At 70.9% G+C, this 13,124-nt stretch carries 12 protein-coding genes; 4 read left to right on the forward strand and 8 right to left on the reverse strand.

The genetic code is table 11. From position 1 onward, the window contains the following. Positions 1-31: 31 nt before the first annotated feature. The 3 genes from J4573_RS25030 to J4573_RS25040 all read right to left on the reverse strand — a co-directional run bounded on the left by J4573_RS25030 (position 32) and on the right by J4573_RS25040 (position 3,288). The gene (locus tag J4573_RS25030; RefSeq protein WP_208258267.1) at positions 32-1,159 is read right to left on the reverse strand and encodes a prenyltransferase; all 1,128 of its coding nucleotides are present in this window, start codon (positions 1,157-1,159) and stop codon (positions 32-34) included. Then, positions 1,149-1,910, reverse strand: a complete 762-nt coding sequence (locus tag J4573_RS25035) for a class I SAM-dependent methyltransferase (RefSeq protein ID WP_208258475.1) — start codon at positions 1,908-1,910, stop codon at positions 1,149-1,151. The genes J4573_RS25030 and J4573_RS25035 overlap by 11 nt, the downstream gene beginning before the upstream one ends. Positions 1,911-1,992: 82 nt before the next feature. Beyond that, positions 1,993-3,288 carry a glycosyltransferase family 4 protein gene (locus J4573_RS25040; RefSeq protein WP_307796861.1) on the reverse strand — a complete coding sequence of 432 codons (1,296 nt, stop codon included), beginning with the start codon at positions 3,286-3,288 and terminating at the stop codon, positions 1,993-1,995. A 246-nt stretch (positions 3,289-3,534) separates the two neighbouring features. On the opposite strand from J4573_RS25040, the gene J4573_RS25045 reads away from it, so the two are divergent. Next, positions 3,535-4,803: a cytochrome P450 gene (locus J4573_RS25045; protein ID WP_208258269.1), complete on the forward strand. Its 1,269-nt coding sequence runs from the start codon at positions 3,535-3,537 to the stop codon at positions 4,801-4,803. Between the two features lie 26 nt (positions 4,804-4,829). On the opposite strand, the gene J4573_RS25050 is transcribed toward J4573_RS25045, so the two are convergent. The 4 genes from J4573_RS25050 to J4573_RS25065 form a co-directional block, all read right to left on the reverse strand. Beyond that, entirely contained in the window at positions 4,830-6,083 is a 1,254-nt protein-coding gene (locus J4573_RS25050; RefSeq protein ID WP_208258270.1) for a cytochrome P450, read from the reverse strand. A 137-nt stretch (positions 6,084-6,220) separates the two neighbouring features. Then, positions 6,221-7,114, reverse strand: coding sequence for a 3-oxoacyl-ACP reductase (locus J4573_RS25055; RefSeq protein ID WP_307796863.1), 894 nt, complete (start codon positions 7,112-7,114; stop codon positions 6,221-6,223). A 179-nt stretch (positions 7,115-7,293) separates the two neighbouring features. After that, on the reverse strand, positions 7,294-8,304 hold the full coding sequence (locus tag J4573_RS25060) for an MBL fold metallo-hydrolase (protein ID WP_208258271.1): 1,011 nt from the start codon (positions 8,302-8,304) through the stop codon (positions 7,294-7,296). A gap of 60 nt (positions 8,305-8,364) precedes the next feature. After that, positions 8,365-9,525, reverse strand: coding sequence for a steroid 3-ketoacyl-CoA thiolase (locus J4573_RS25065; protein WP_208258272.1), 1,161 nt, complete (start codon positions 9,523-9,525; stop codon positions 8,365-8,367). A gap of 101 nt (positions 9,526-9,626) precedes the next feature. Between J4573_RS25065 and lepB the strand changes: the two genes are divergently transcribed. Both lepB and J4573_RS25075 read left to right on the forward strand, forming a co-directional pair. Next, the gene (gene lepB, locus J4573_RS25070) at positions 9,627-10,355 is read left to right on the forward strand and encodes a signal peptidase I (RefSeq protein ID WP_208258273.1); all 729 of its coding nucleotides are present in this window, start codon (positions 9,627-9,629) and stop codon (positions 10,353-10,355) included. Positions 10,356-10,386: 31 nt separating this feature from the next. Beyond that, positions 10,387-10,689, forward strand: coding sequence for a hypothetical protein (locus J4573_RS25075; RefSeq protein WP_208258274.1), 303 nt, complete (start codon positions 10,387-10,389; stop codon positions 10,687-10,689). 7 nt (positions 10,690-10,696) lie between these two features. On the opposite strand, the gene J4573_RS25080 is transcribed toward J4573_RS25075, so the two are convergent. After that, positions 10,697-11,884, reverse strand: a complete 1,188-nt coding sequence (locus tag J4573_RS25080; RefSeq protein ID WP_307796864.1) for a cytochrome P450 — start codon at positions 11,882-11,884, stop codon at positions 10,697-10,699. 190 nt (positions 11,885-12,074) lie between these two features. On the opposite strand from J4573_RS25080, the gene J4573_RS25085 reads away from it, so the two are divergent. Continuing rightward, a complete protein-coding gene (locus tag J4573_RS25085) occupies positions 12,075-13,124 on the forward strand; it encodes a 3-oxoacyl-ACP synthase III family protein (protein WP_307796866.1) in 1,050 nt (349 codons plus the stop codon).

A 13,124-nucleotide genomic window follows, 5' to 3' on the forward strand; every position in this document is an offset into this window, starting at 1 on the left:
GCTCAGAGCAAGATCGGCGTATTGATGGGGCTCAGAGGCGGGTGCGGATGGGGTTGGCCACCGAGATGAGGGTGCAGCCGCAGGCGTCGGGGTCGGCGGCCTCGGACGGGCCCAGGGGGCGCCCGGCGATCTCCTTGAAGAGGCTCGCGCCGGGCGAGGTGCCCTCCAGGACGTCGGCGGCCAGGATGACGGCGGCCGCGGTGTAGGTGGAGCGGTCCCCGGGGAAGTGGCGCTTGTTCTCGAACTGCCAGCCCGTCCAGTACGAGCCGTCCTCGTGGCGCAGATGCTGGATCGTGCGGAAGAGCTCCAAGGCGCGGCGGTGGTCGCCCGCCGCGTCCAGGGCCATGACCAGCTCGCAGCTCTCGGCGGCGGTCACCCAGGGCTGGTCGGACACGCAGCGGCAGCCGAGGCCGTCCACCACGAAGGTGTCCCATTCGGACGCGAGGCGTTCGGCGGCGGCCCGGCCGCGGACCGCGCCGCCGAGGACCGGGTAGTACCAGTCCATCGACCAGCGGCTCTTGTCGGCGAACGCCTCCGGATGCGCGGCCACCACGTGGCCGAGCTGGTCGGCGGCCAGCTCCCAGTCGGGCTGCGGCTCGCCCAGCTGCTCGGCGAGCGCCACGGCGCAGCGGAGCGACTGGTAGATCGAGGAGCAGCCGGTGAGGAGGGCGTGGTCGCTGGGCTCGCCGTTCTCATGGCGGATCCAGATGACCTCGCCGCGCCGGGTCTGCAGCCCCAGCGTGAAGTCGATCGCGCGGCGGACCGTGGGCCACATGGCGCGGGCGAACGCGTCGTCGTCGGTCATCAGCAGCTCGTGCCAGACGCCGACCGCGACGTAGGCGGCGTGGTTGGACTCCCCGCCGGGCTCGGTGACCTCGCCGAGCACCCACTTGGCGGGCCAGGACCCGTCCGGGCGCTGAACGGACCGCAGCCACTCGTAGGCCCGCCGGGCGGGCTCGTGCAGGCCGGCCACGGTGAGCGCCATCGCGGCCTCGATGTGGTTCCAGGCGTCGACGTGCCCGGGTACGCCCTCCAGCGGGGTGAACCAGGGGATCGCCCCGGACTCCTCCTGCTGGGCGACGATGCTGTGGGCCGTGGCCAGCATCTCCTCGGAGGTGACCACGCCAGAGACAGAGGGAGCGCTCAGCTCAGACGGCATCTGCGGTCTCCCGGTCGTCGGCGACCGGTGCGCTGGGCGTGCGGGGCTTGGCGAAGTAGACGACCACGCTCTTGCCGATGAGGGGGTTCAGCGCGCGCTCGGCCAGGCGGGTGGCCAGGGGGCGCTTCATGATGTCCCACACCAGGATCTGGTGGTAGGCCTTGGCGAGCGGGTTGTCGTTGTTGTCGACGCCCACCGCGCACTTGATCCACCAGTACGGGGCGTGCAGGCCGTGTGCGTGGTGGTGGCCCCGCACCGTGAAGCCGGTGGCCTTCAGCTTAGCCTCCAGCTCGGCGCGGGTGTAGATGCGCACGTGGCCGCCGGGGGCGGTGTGGTAGTCCTCCGACAGCGCCCAGCAGACCCGTTCGGGCAGCCAGCTGGGAACGGTGACGGCGAGCCGGCCGCCGGGCTTCAGTACCCGCAGCAGCTCGCGCATCGCGTCCATGTCGTTCGGGATGTGCTCGAGCACCTCGGATGCGATGATCTTGTCGAAGTGGTCGTCGGGGAACGGCAGGTCCAGCGCGTTGCCCTGCACGGTCTCGGCCTTGGCGGCCTCAGGGACCTCGCCCTCCAGGCGCATGGCCCCGAACATCTTCTCCACGCCGGCCAGCTCGTCGGCGTCCAGGTCGAAGGCCACGACGTCGGCACCCCGCCGGTACAGCTCGAAGGCGTGCCGGCCCGCGCCGCATCCCATGTCGAGGATGCGGTCTCCGGGAGAGACGCGGAACCGCTGGAAATCCACGGTCAGCAGGGTCGTGCTCCTTCCGTACGGGAGACGTCCTCGCGGGTACGTCCCCTCTGGTGGGAGTGCGCGGCGGGCCGCGTACTCCCTACTACTGCTTGCCCGCGGCGAGCCGCAGGTAGTTCCGCTGGGTGATGGCCGCGCGGTAGTGCTCCACCGTGGCCTGGGCGACGGCGGGCCACGCGTAGCGCTCCTGCACCCTGGCCAGGCCCGCCTCGCCGACCCGTGCACGCTCCTCGGGGGAGTCGTGCAGGCGGCGCAGCGTGGCGGCCAGCTCCTCGACGTCGCCGGGCTCGACGAGCACGCCCGCGTCGCCGACGACCTCGGGCAGCGCGCCCGCGCGGCTGGCGACCAGCGGGCTGCCGGACGCCATGTGCTCCACGGCGGGCAGCGAGAAGCCCTCGTAGCGGGACGGCACGACCGCGATCTCCGCGGAGGCCATCAGCTCGCCCAGCTCGTCGTCGCTGATGCCGCTGACGAAGCGGACCCGGTCGCCGAGGGCGAGCTCGCGGACGAGCTTCTCGGTCGGGCCGTCCTTCTGCGGGCGGCTGACGACGATCACGTGCACGTCGCGCTCGGTGGCGACCTTGGCGACCGCGCGCAGCAGCACGTCCACGCCCTTGATCGGGGCGTCCGCGCTGGCCATCGCGACGATGCGGCCGGGCACCCGCTCGGAGACCGGGCCGCGCGGGTGGAAGATCCGGGTGTCGACGCCGAGCGGCAGGATCTCGATGTCGCGCGGGTCGACCTTGAAGTCCTTGACGATGTCGACCTTGGAGGAGCCCGAGACGGTCAGCACCGGGCCGATGCGGCGGGCGACCTGCGACTGCATGGCGACGAACCCGTACCAGCGGCGCTTGCCGAGCTTCTGCTTGATGCCCTCCGCGGCCTCGAGCTCGATGCGGCGGTCCACGCTGATCGGGTGGTGGATGCTGGTGACCAGCGGGATGTCGAGCCGGCCGATGCCGAGGTTGCCGAGGCCGAGCACCTGGTTGTCGTGCACGACGTCGAAGTCGCGGCGGCGGCGCTTCAGCGCGCGCAGGGCCCGGATGGAGAACGTCAGCGGCTCGGGGAAGCCGCCGGTCTTCATGTGGGCGAACTCCAGGACGTCGATCCAGTCGCGGAACTCGCTCAGCGCCGGGGTGCGGAACGGGTCCTCGTCGCGGTAGAGGTCCAGGCTGGGGATCTTGGTCAGCGTGATCTCTTTGCGATCCAGCTCCGGATAGGGCTGGCCGGAGAAGACCTCCACCGTGTGCCCGAGATCGACCAGCTCGCGGCTGAGGTGCCGCAGATAGACTCCCTGGCCGCCGCAGTGCGGCTTGCTCCGGTAGGAGAGCAGGGCGATCCGCAATCGATCGCGATGCGCGTCGTCCTCGGCCCTGCTCACGAACCACCCCTTTGATCGACCTGCTGAAGCACGAGACTTCGGCTGATTGATGTTACCGGACGGTCGCATGGTGGGACATGGGCGCCCGTGCCCCTTGGGCCGGATGTGCGACCCCGGAACGGTATGGATCCGCAGGCTGGACCCTTGATGAGACTTATGTCTCATGTTAGAACGTGTTCTAGGAAACTGCCGAGCAAGCGACCGGTCGGTCACTCGACCGCGCGACCGGTCCGGACGGGAGCTCGCATGGCCCCTGAGCACACCCCCGAGAACACCTCTCAGAACACCCCTGAGAACGACGCCCCGGCGATCGACCTGATCGACCAGGACACCTATGAACGCGGCGGCGTACCGCACGACCAGTTCCGCTGGCTGCGCGACCACGACGCCGTGCACTGGCACGCCGACCCGCACCCGGACATCCCCGGCTTCTGGGCGGTGACCCGCCATGCCGATGTGGTGGAGGTCTCGCGCCGGTCGGAGATCTTCTCCTCGCACGAGCGCGGCCCGATGTTCCCCGAGTCCACCGACGAGGACCTCGCGCTCTACCAGATGATGATCCTGTACATGGATCCGCCGGAGCACAGCCAGCGGCGGAGCATGGTCAACAAGGGCTTCACGCCCCGCATGATCAAGCAGCTCGAGCAGCACATCCGCGACATCGCGCACCAGCTGATCGACGGGGTCGCGGCCCGCGGCGAGGCCGACTTCGTCGAGGACATCGCCGCGCCGCTGCCCGCGTACGTCATCTGTGAGCTGCTCGGCGCCCCGGTCGAGGACCGGCAGAAGATCTACCACTGGTCGAACCTGATGATCGGGGCCGACGACCCCGAGTTCGGGTCCCAGGAGATCGGCCGGCAGACCGCCGCCGAGATCTTCGCCTACGCGGGCGAGCTCGCGACGCTGCGCCGGGCCGAGCCGCGCGACGACATCGCGACCAAGCTGCTGCAGCCCGACGCCAGTGGCGAGGCCCTCAGCGACGACGAGTTCGCGCTGTTCGTGCTCATCCTGATCATCGCGGGCAACGAGACGACGCGGAACGCCTCCTCCGGCGGCATGCTCGCGTTCTTCCGCCACCCCGACCAGTGGCAGCGGCTGCTGGCCAACCGCGCGCTGCTGCGCACGGCGCCGGACGAGATCGTCCGCTGGGCGAGCCCGGTCAACCAGTTCCGCCGCACCGCCCTGTCCGACACCGAGCTCGGCGGCAAGAAGATCAAGGCCGGTGACAAGGTCGTCGTCTTCTACCCGTCCGCGAACCGCGACGAGCGCGCGATCGACGACCCGTTCACCTTCGACATCGGCCGCGACCCGAACCCGCACATCGGGTTCGGGGGAGGCGGGCCTCACTTCTGCCTCGGCACGCATCTGGCCCGCTTGGAGCTGAGCGTGCTGTTCGAGGCGCTGCTCGACCGCATGCCCGACATCAGGCTCGCGGCCGAGCCTCGCCGGCTGCGTTCGAACTTCATCAACGGGATCAAGGAAATGAGAGTGGAGTTCAGCCCGGAGACTCGCTGAGCCCGAGCCTGCCTGCCTGCCTGCCCTCAGCCTCGGCTGAGGGCGGCGGCCTTGGTGCCGAGCGGCGTGGAGGGGGTGAAGCGCACGCGCATCTCCTTCACGCCGTTCACGAAGTTGGACCGCAGCCGCCGCGGCTCGCCGACCGGCTCGATGTCGGGCATCCGCTCCAGGATCGTGTCGAACAGGACGTTCAGCTCCAGGCGCGCCAGGTGCGTGCCCAGGCAGAAGTGCGCGCCCCCGCCGCCGAACCCGATGTGCGGGTTCGGGTCCCGGGAGATGTCGAAGGTGAACGGGTCCTCGATCACCCGCTCGTCGCGGTTGGCCGACCCGTAGAAGATGACGACCTTGTCGCCCGCCCTGATCTGCTTGCCGCCCAGCTCGGTGTCGGCCGTGGCGGTACGGCGGAACAGGTTGATGGGGGACGTCCAGCGCACGATCTCGTCCGGCGCGGTGCGCAGCAGCGACCGGTCGGCCTTCAGCTTCGCCCACTGATCGGGGTTCTCGAAGAACGCCAGCATGCCGCCGACCGACCCGTTCCGCGTCGTCTCGTGGCCGGCGATGATCAGCATCAGCAGGAAGAGCTGGAACTCCTCGATGCTGAGCCGCTCACCGCTCTCGTCCGGCTTGAGCAGCGTGCTGGCGATGTCGTCGCGGGGCTCGGCGAGGCGCTCGTGGGCGAGCTGCGCGGCGTACTCCATCAGCTCGCCCGCGAAGACCTTGGCCTTCTCCTTGGCCCCGGCGAGCTCGGGGTCGGCGAACCCGATGATGTGGTTGGACCAGTCGCAGATCTTCTGCCGGTCCTCGACCGGCGCGCCGAGCAGCTCGCAGATGACGTACGCGGGCAGGTGCGCCGCGATGTCCTCGACGAAGCAGGCCTCGCCCCGTTCCACCACGTCGTCGATCAGCTCGTTGCAGATGTCGCGGATGTGGCCCTCGAGCTGCTTGATCATGCGGGGCGTGAAGCCGCGGTTCACCTTGGAGCGGTTCTTGGTGTGGTCCGGCGGGTCCTGGAACAGCATCATCATCCCGTAGAGCAGGACCTCGTCGTCGGTGAACTCCTCGTACATCGAGGTGCGCACGTGGCTGGAGTACAGCTGCGAGTTCCGCGAGACCGTCACCACGTCCTCGTGCCGCGTCACCGCCCAGAAGCCGGGGACGCCGTCGTTCAGGTCGTGGTGCCAGTGCACGGGGTCGTTGTCGCGCAGCCAGGTGAACTGCTCGTGCGGGATGCCGCCGCGCTCGTAGACGTTCGGGTCGATGATGTCGATCTCGGGGGCCATGAGAGATCCTTCTCGCCGGGGTGGAGGGCAGGGCAGGCTGACGCCAGGACGTGGCGTTTGCCAGGGGGTTTTTCGCGCCTGAAGTTGTGGAGCTCGCGCCTGAAGTTGTGAGAGCTGTCGAGTGGTGGAGCCGTCGGTCAGCTGAACTTGAGGGCTTCGGCGGCGCTGAAACCGGCCGAACCAGTGGCGAAGTGCGGGTTCAGGGCCTCGGCGAGGTCGCCGGGGGTCCAGATGCCATCGGTGGTGACCTGCGCGGCCACGGTCGGCGGCGCCATCACCGCGACCCGGCCGCCGTACGCGACGAACACCTGGCCGGTGACGCCCTCGGCGGCGGGCGAGGCCAGGTAGGCGACCAGCGGGGCGACGTGGTCGACCGAGAGCGGGTCGGGCCCGTCCTCGGGCGCCGGACCGAAGACGTCCGCGGTCATGTTGGTGCGTGCGCGCGGGCAGATCGCGTTGGCGCGCACCCCGTACCGGCCGCACGCGTGCGCGGTCGACAGGGTGAGGGCCGCGATGCCGCCCTTGGCCGCGGCGTAGTTGGGCTGGCCGGGGGCACCGAGCAGGAACGCCTCCGACGCGGTGTTGATGACGCGGGCGTAGACCGGGGCGCCGGTCTCCTTGGACCGCTCCCTCCAGTAGGAGGCGGCGTGCCGCGAGGTGACGAAGTGGCCCTTGAGGTGGACCCGGACGACGGCGTCCCACTCCTCCTCGGCCATGTTGAAGAGCATCCGGTCGCGGGTGAACCCCGCGTTGTTGACCAGGACGTCCAGCGAGCCGAACTCGGTGACGGCGGTCTTGACCAGCGCCTCGCCGGTCGACCACTCGGCGATGTCGCCTGCGTGCACGACGGCCTCGCCGCCCGCCTTGCCGATCTCCTCGGCGACCGCCTCGACGGCGTCGCCCGGGAGGTCGTTCAGCACGACCCGGGCACCGGCGGCCGCCAGCGCGAGCGCCTCCGCCCGGCCGAGTCCCGCGCCGGCCCCGGTGACCACGGCCACCCGTCCGGCTAGGCCCACATCCTGACCTGTCACTGACGCCCCTTCCACACGGTCTTCTCACGGTCCAGCACACGAATGACCGATCGCTTGCTTGGTCGCGCCCGTATGGAAACGAGTCTCACATGAGACTCCAGTCTCATCAAGAGTCTAGACGTGAGATTCGACTGTGGCCTACGCCACGAAAAAGGGTGGTTTATACCGGTTTGAAGAGCTCACAGGCCTGCGCGGACGAAGCGGATGGGGTCATCGGTCCCCGAACGCCGGGCCCTGCCGCGCTTCTCCAGCACGCGCAGATGCGCCGCCGCCTCGCCCGCGGCCATCTGCTTCGACTGGAGGTCCATCGCCTCCCAGGGATTGCGCCAGTGCATCCCGGCGGCCAGCTGCCACAGCGTCGCGGGCTCGCGCGTGAGGAGCTCGGTGATCTCGGTGAGGCGTTCCTCGTGATGCTCGGCGATCGCCTTGGCGCGCTCGGAGAGCCCGTTGAAGCGATGCTGGTGGGCCGGGAGCACCTCGTTCACGCTCATGCCCGCCACGCGGCCGAGCGAGCCGAGGAAGTCGCCGAGCGGATCGACGTCGGGCAGGTCGTACGGGTAGAGCCCGATGTGCGGCGTGATCCGCGGCAGCACGTGATCACCGGTGAAGATCCGGTCGCCGTCCTCCAGATGCAGGCAGATGTGCCCGGGGGAGTGCCCCGGCGTCCACACCACGCGTAGCCGCCGCCCCGGCAGGTCGGCCAGCTCGCCGTCCTCCAGCTCGCGGTCGGGCAGCGCGGGCGGGTCGATGTGCTCGCGCTTGCCGTGCGCCGCCAGCTCGCCGTCGTCGGCGCCCGCGCGGGCGAGCGTGGAACGCATCCAACTGCGTTCCACGTCCTGCTCGACCACCTCGCGGAACATCCGGATGACCGCCACGTCGTTGCGGTGCATGGCGATCCACGCGCCCGACGCCTCCCGGACGCGGCCCGCCAGGCCGGCGTGGTCGGGGTGGTGGTGCGTGACCACCACCCCGTACACGTCGGCGATGTCGATGCCGAACGTGCCGAGCCCGTCGCGCAGCGCGGACCAGGCGTCCTCGTGCTCCCAGCCCGCGTCGACCAGCACCGGCCCGCGCGGGCTCTCCAGGGCGTAGACCAGCGTGTACGCCAGCGGATTGCCCGGGATCGGCACCGGGATGCTCCACAGCCCACCGCCCAGCTCCTCCGGCCGGGGTCGCGCCGGCGGGCCCACGTCAGTACCTCTCAAGGGGGGACGGCCCCCCACGCGCCCCCCGGGCCGACTTCGTCGGCATCAGGCACGCTCGAGGATGGTGGCGGTCGACAGCGCGCCACCACAGCACATGGTGATCAGCGCGTTGCCCGCGTCGCGGCGTTCCATCTCGTGCAGCGCGGTCGTGATCAGCCGCGCGCCGGTCGCGCCCACGGGGTGGCCGAGCGCGATCGCGCCGCCGTTCACGTTGACCCTGTCCATGTCGGGCTTGTGGACCGACGCCCAGGAGAGCACGACCGAGGCGAACGCCTCGTTGATCTCGGTGAAGTCGATGTCGCCCATCGTCATCCCGGCCCGTGCGAGCACCCGCTCGGTCGACTGGACGGGCCCGTCGAGGTGGTAGTACGGCTCGGAGCCGACCAGCGCCTGCGCGCGGATCCGCGCCCGCGGCCGCAGTCCGAGCTCGAACGCCTTCTCCTCCGACATGACCAGCACGGCGGCGGCGCCGTCGGAGATCTGCGACGACGTCCCGGCGGTGTGCAGGCCGCTCTCGCCCATCACGGCCTTGAGCTTGGAGAGCCCCTCAGCCGTGGTCTCGCGCAGTCCCTGGTCGCGGGTGATCGTCTTGGTCTCGCCGGTCGGGTTGCCCTCGCCGTCCAGCACGGGCGCGTCGATCGGCGCGACCTCCCGTTCGAACCGGCCGTCCGCCCAGGCCTTGGCGGCCCGCTGCTGCGAACGGGCGCCGAACGCGTCCAGGTCGTCCCGGGTCAGCCCGCGCCGCCGCGCGATCCGCTCCGCCGCCTCGAACTGGTTCGGCATGTCGATCGACCAGTCGTCGGGCCGCGGGTTGGCGGGCAGCACGTTGCTCCCGAGCGGCGCCCGGGACATCACCTCGACGCCGCAGCCGATCGCCACGTCCACGACACCGGCGGCGACCTGCGAAGCGGCCAGGTGAACGGCCTGCTGCGCCGACCCGCACTGCGCGTCGATGGTCGTGACGCCCGTCTCCCAGGGCAGTCCCGCGTACAGCCAGGCGTACCGGCCGACGTGGCCGCCCTGCTCACCCGCCTGCGTCACGCACCCGGCGAAAACCTGTTCCACCTGCGCGGGGTCGAGGTCGACCCGTTCCACCAGCGACCGCATGGCGTGCGCCAGGACGGCCTGGGCCTTCAGTCCGGCCAGCCATCCGTTGCGCTTTCCGAGAGGCGTCCGAACCGCCTCGACGATCACCGGGGTGCCCATGCGGTCTCCTTCTAGAACGTCATTCGCCGCGAAAACTATAACGCGTTCTATTTTCTCGCGAAAGCCTCCCTTCCCGGGACGCCGGGCATACCCTCTCGGCCGTGAACCGATCTTCAGGGGGCCGCGGCCTCCGCAACCCCTTGCTGTTCGCCCTGCTGGGCCTGGAGGTCCTGGTCGGCATCTCGGCCATCGGCGTCGTCGTCGGATCGACCGATGTGATGACCGTTCCCGGGCGAGGGATGGAGAACACCGCCCAGGTGGGGGATCGCGTCATCGTCCAGCGCGGGCACGACGTGCGGCGTGGCGACGTCGTGACGGTGACCGCCCCCGAATGGGGCGGTGCGGGCGGCGTCGGCGGCGTCGGCGGCGGCGCGGACAGGGTCTACATGAGCCGGGTCATCGGCGTCGGCGGCGATCAGGTCGCCTCGGACGCCCGTGGGCAGTTGACCGTCAACGGGCGGGCCCTCCACGAGGACTACGTCAAGCCGGGCCCGGCGCTGAGCAGGCCGTTCAACGTCAAGGTCCCGCCCGGCCGCATCTGGGTGATGGGGGACAACCGGCCGCTCCAGGCCCATTCCCCTCTTCATGTGGGCGACCCCGGCGGCGGAACGCTGCAGGCCGGCAACGTCAAGGGCCGCGTCATCGAGGCCGGGAAAGGCTCCTCCTGGCGTGAGGTCACGTCACCCTCGCGCTCCGGGATGCCGGTGCCGGTGATCGCCCTGCTGGTCGCGGCCGTGGCCGCGGTGCTCTTCCTGATCAGCCTGCCGGTTGTCCTGGTCGTGGTGTTGCGCGGGTCGAAGGCGCCGCGAGATCCTGCGTTCCGGACGTGATCTGATCCGGAGGTTTGCGCGTCGTATGGCTATGGCTCCCGATTCCGAACCGCCGCCGGCGTTCGACGAGGACTTCGTCAAGTCGGCGTCCTTCACCGAACCGTCGGCCGACGACCGTGCCAAGCCGCTGAAGCCGCCCAAGCGGCCGCGTGGCCCCGGGCCGCTGGCGCGGTGGCGGTCGCGGAGGCCGCGGGCGGCTCGCTCCGGGGCCGGGCTCGACGGCGACCGGGCGAGGGCCAAGACGCTGTTGATCATCGGCGCGCTGGTGCTGGTGGCCGTGCTCCTCGCCGTGGTGATCGGGCCGTCGTGGCAGCTCCAGTTCAAGCTGCCGTGACTCCGGTTCAGGCCGCCGCGACGCGCAGGCTCGCGTAGGTCGGGACGAGCACCCCGCGCGCGGGGCGGCGGGACGGGATGCGGTACGGGCCCGTGACCAGCAGCGTCTCCAGCATCCGGGTGATCTGGGTGCGGGCGACCGCGGCGCCGAGGCAGAGGTGACGGCCGCCGCCGAACCACAGCTGGCGGGTCTCCGGCACGTACTCGCGGTGGACGTCGAATGGGCCCACGCCGTTGTCGGCGAGGTAGGTGAGCAGCAGGACACGTTCCCCGGCGCGGAGCGAACGCCCGCCCACGGTGGTGTCGCGGGCGACGTGACGTCCGATCACCGGGGCCGGGGTCGAGACGCGCAGGCCTTCCCGGACAGCGTTCTCCATGAGGGCCGGGTCGGCGAGCAGGTCGTGCTGCTGGCCGGTGTCGTGCAGGAGCGCGACCGTACGGGACGTGCCGGACGCGCCGGTCTCGGTGCCCGCGATCACCAGCAGGGTGGCCAGGCCCCTGGCGAGGGGCAGGCCGAGCCCCATCTCGCGGCAGCGGCCGAGGATCGTGTCCGGCCCCGCGGTGAGGTAGGCGTCCGGGACGTTCGCCGTGATGCCCTCGACGATCGTGCGGGCCTGCTGGATCACGTCATCGGCCAACTCGGTGGAGGCGGTCGTGCCCATGGCCAGCGCGGCGAGGCGTTCCCCCGACGCGAAGACCTGACGGTAGGCGTCGTCGTCCGTCCTGTTCGGGAGGCCGAGGACGTCGGAGACCAGGCGGCCCGCCAGGACCCGGGTGGCGTCGGCCACGTCGATCGTTTCGCCTGCCTTCAGGTGGGCGGCGAGGGCCCGGTAGTGGGCGCCCTGGGAGCGTTCCACCAGGGTGCGGGCGCTCGCCTCGGTGAACAGGTCGCGGGCGCCGGTGCGCAGCTCGGCATGGCGGGCACCGCCGAAGAACGCCGCCATCTCGTCCCCGAACAGCTGGCTCCACAGGTGCCCTACGCCGCCCTCGCCCGCCATCCCGAACGCGGCGTGATCGTTCAGCACCTGGCGGGCCAGAACGGGGTCGGTCACCACCCAGCCGAGCCGGGGAACGCGCGCGATCGGGCCGGTGTGGCGGGCCGCCTGGAGCAGCGCGTAGAGGCCTCTGTTGCCCGCCCACAGCAGCCTCGCCTCATGGCGCTCCGCGTGGCCGGTCCTGGTCCTGGTCGTTGTCACATGGATGATTGTGCAGGTCAGTGCGGGCGGGCAGGGACGCGTGGAATGACTCATTTGGGTGAGTGGTAGTACTCACGTCCGAATGAGCACCAGCGCCCCGGTCGGCCTGCGTAGGGTCTCTCTATTCGCCGGAGCCCCGGCCCCGTGAGGCTGATCCCGACGAAATCTTCGAGTCCCGGGGGACGTACACGTGTCCATCAGAACCCGCATCGCGGGCGTCGCCGCGCACCTGCCCGAGCGGACCCGCACCAGCGCCGAGGTCGAGGCCCGGGTCGCCGCCGAGAGCGGCGGCTACCGGCCGCATCCGACGATCGTCGAACGGATGACCGGCATCCGCGCACGTCATGTCATGCGCGACGACCAGCAGGCCTCCGACCTGGCGGTGGAGGCCGCCCGCAAGCTGCTCGCCGACGCGGGCACGGCGCCCGAGGACCTGGACCTGCTGATCTTCGGATCGGCGTCGCAGGACCTGATCGAACCGGCCACCGCGCACATCGTCGCCGCCAAGCTCGGCGCGGCCTGCCCGGTGTTCGACGTCAAGAACGCCTGCAACAGCTTCCTCAACGCCGTCCAGACGGCCGACGCGCTGATCCGCACCGGGCAGCACCGGCGCGTGCTGGTCTGCGGCGGCGAGACGCCGTCGCGCGCGATCCGGTGGAGCGTGCGCGACCGCGCGCAGTTCGTCGACGCGTTCGCCGGCTACACGCTGTCGGACGCGGGTGCGGCGATGCTGCTCGAGGCCGTGCCTGGCTCCGGGCCCTGCCTCGGGCCCGGCTCTGGGCCGGACGGGGACTCGGGGATCTTCTACCGGGACTTCGCGGCGGTCTCGACGGCCTGGGACATCGGGACGCTGCCCGGCGGCGGCTCGATGCACCCGCGCGACCCCGAGCACTCCTACTTCAGCGGCGACGGGCGGCGGCTGAAGGACGCCTTCCTGGCCAACGGGCCGGAGATCTTCGTCCGTGCGCTGGAGAACACCGGGCTGGGCTGGGACGACTTCGCCGTCGTGGCCGTTCACCAGGTGACCATGCCCTACCTGGAGGTGCTGCGGAGCGTGCTCGGCATACCGGCGGACCGGCTCGTGGTGACCCTGCCCGAACACGGGAACGTCGCGTCCGCGACCCTGCCGCTGCAACTGGCCACCGCGATCGAGGAGGGGCGCTGCGGCCCCGGCGACCGCGTCGCGATGGTCGGGCTGGCGGGCGGCGTGAGCCTCGGCGTCGTCTTCGCGGAGCTGTGA

It is taken from the genome of Actinomadura barringtoniae, assembly GCF_017573505.1.
Taxonomy (GTDB): domain Bacteria; phylum Actinomycetota; class Actinomycetes; order Streptosporangiales; family Streptosporangiaceae; genus Spirillospora; species Spirillospora barringtoniae.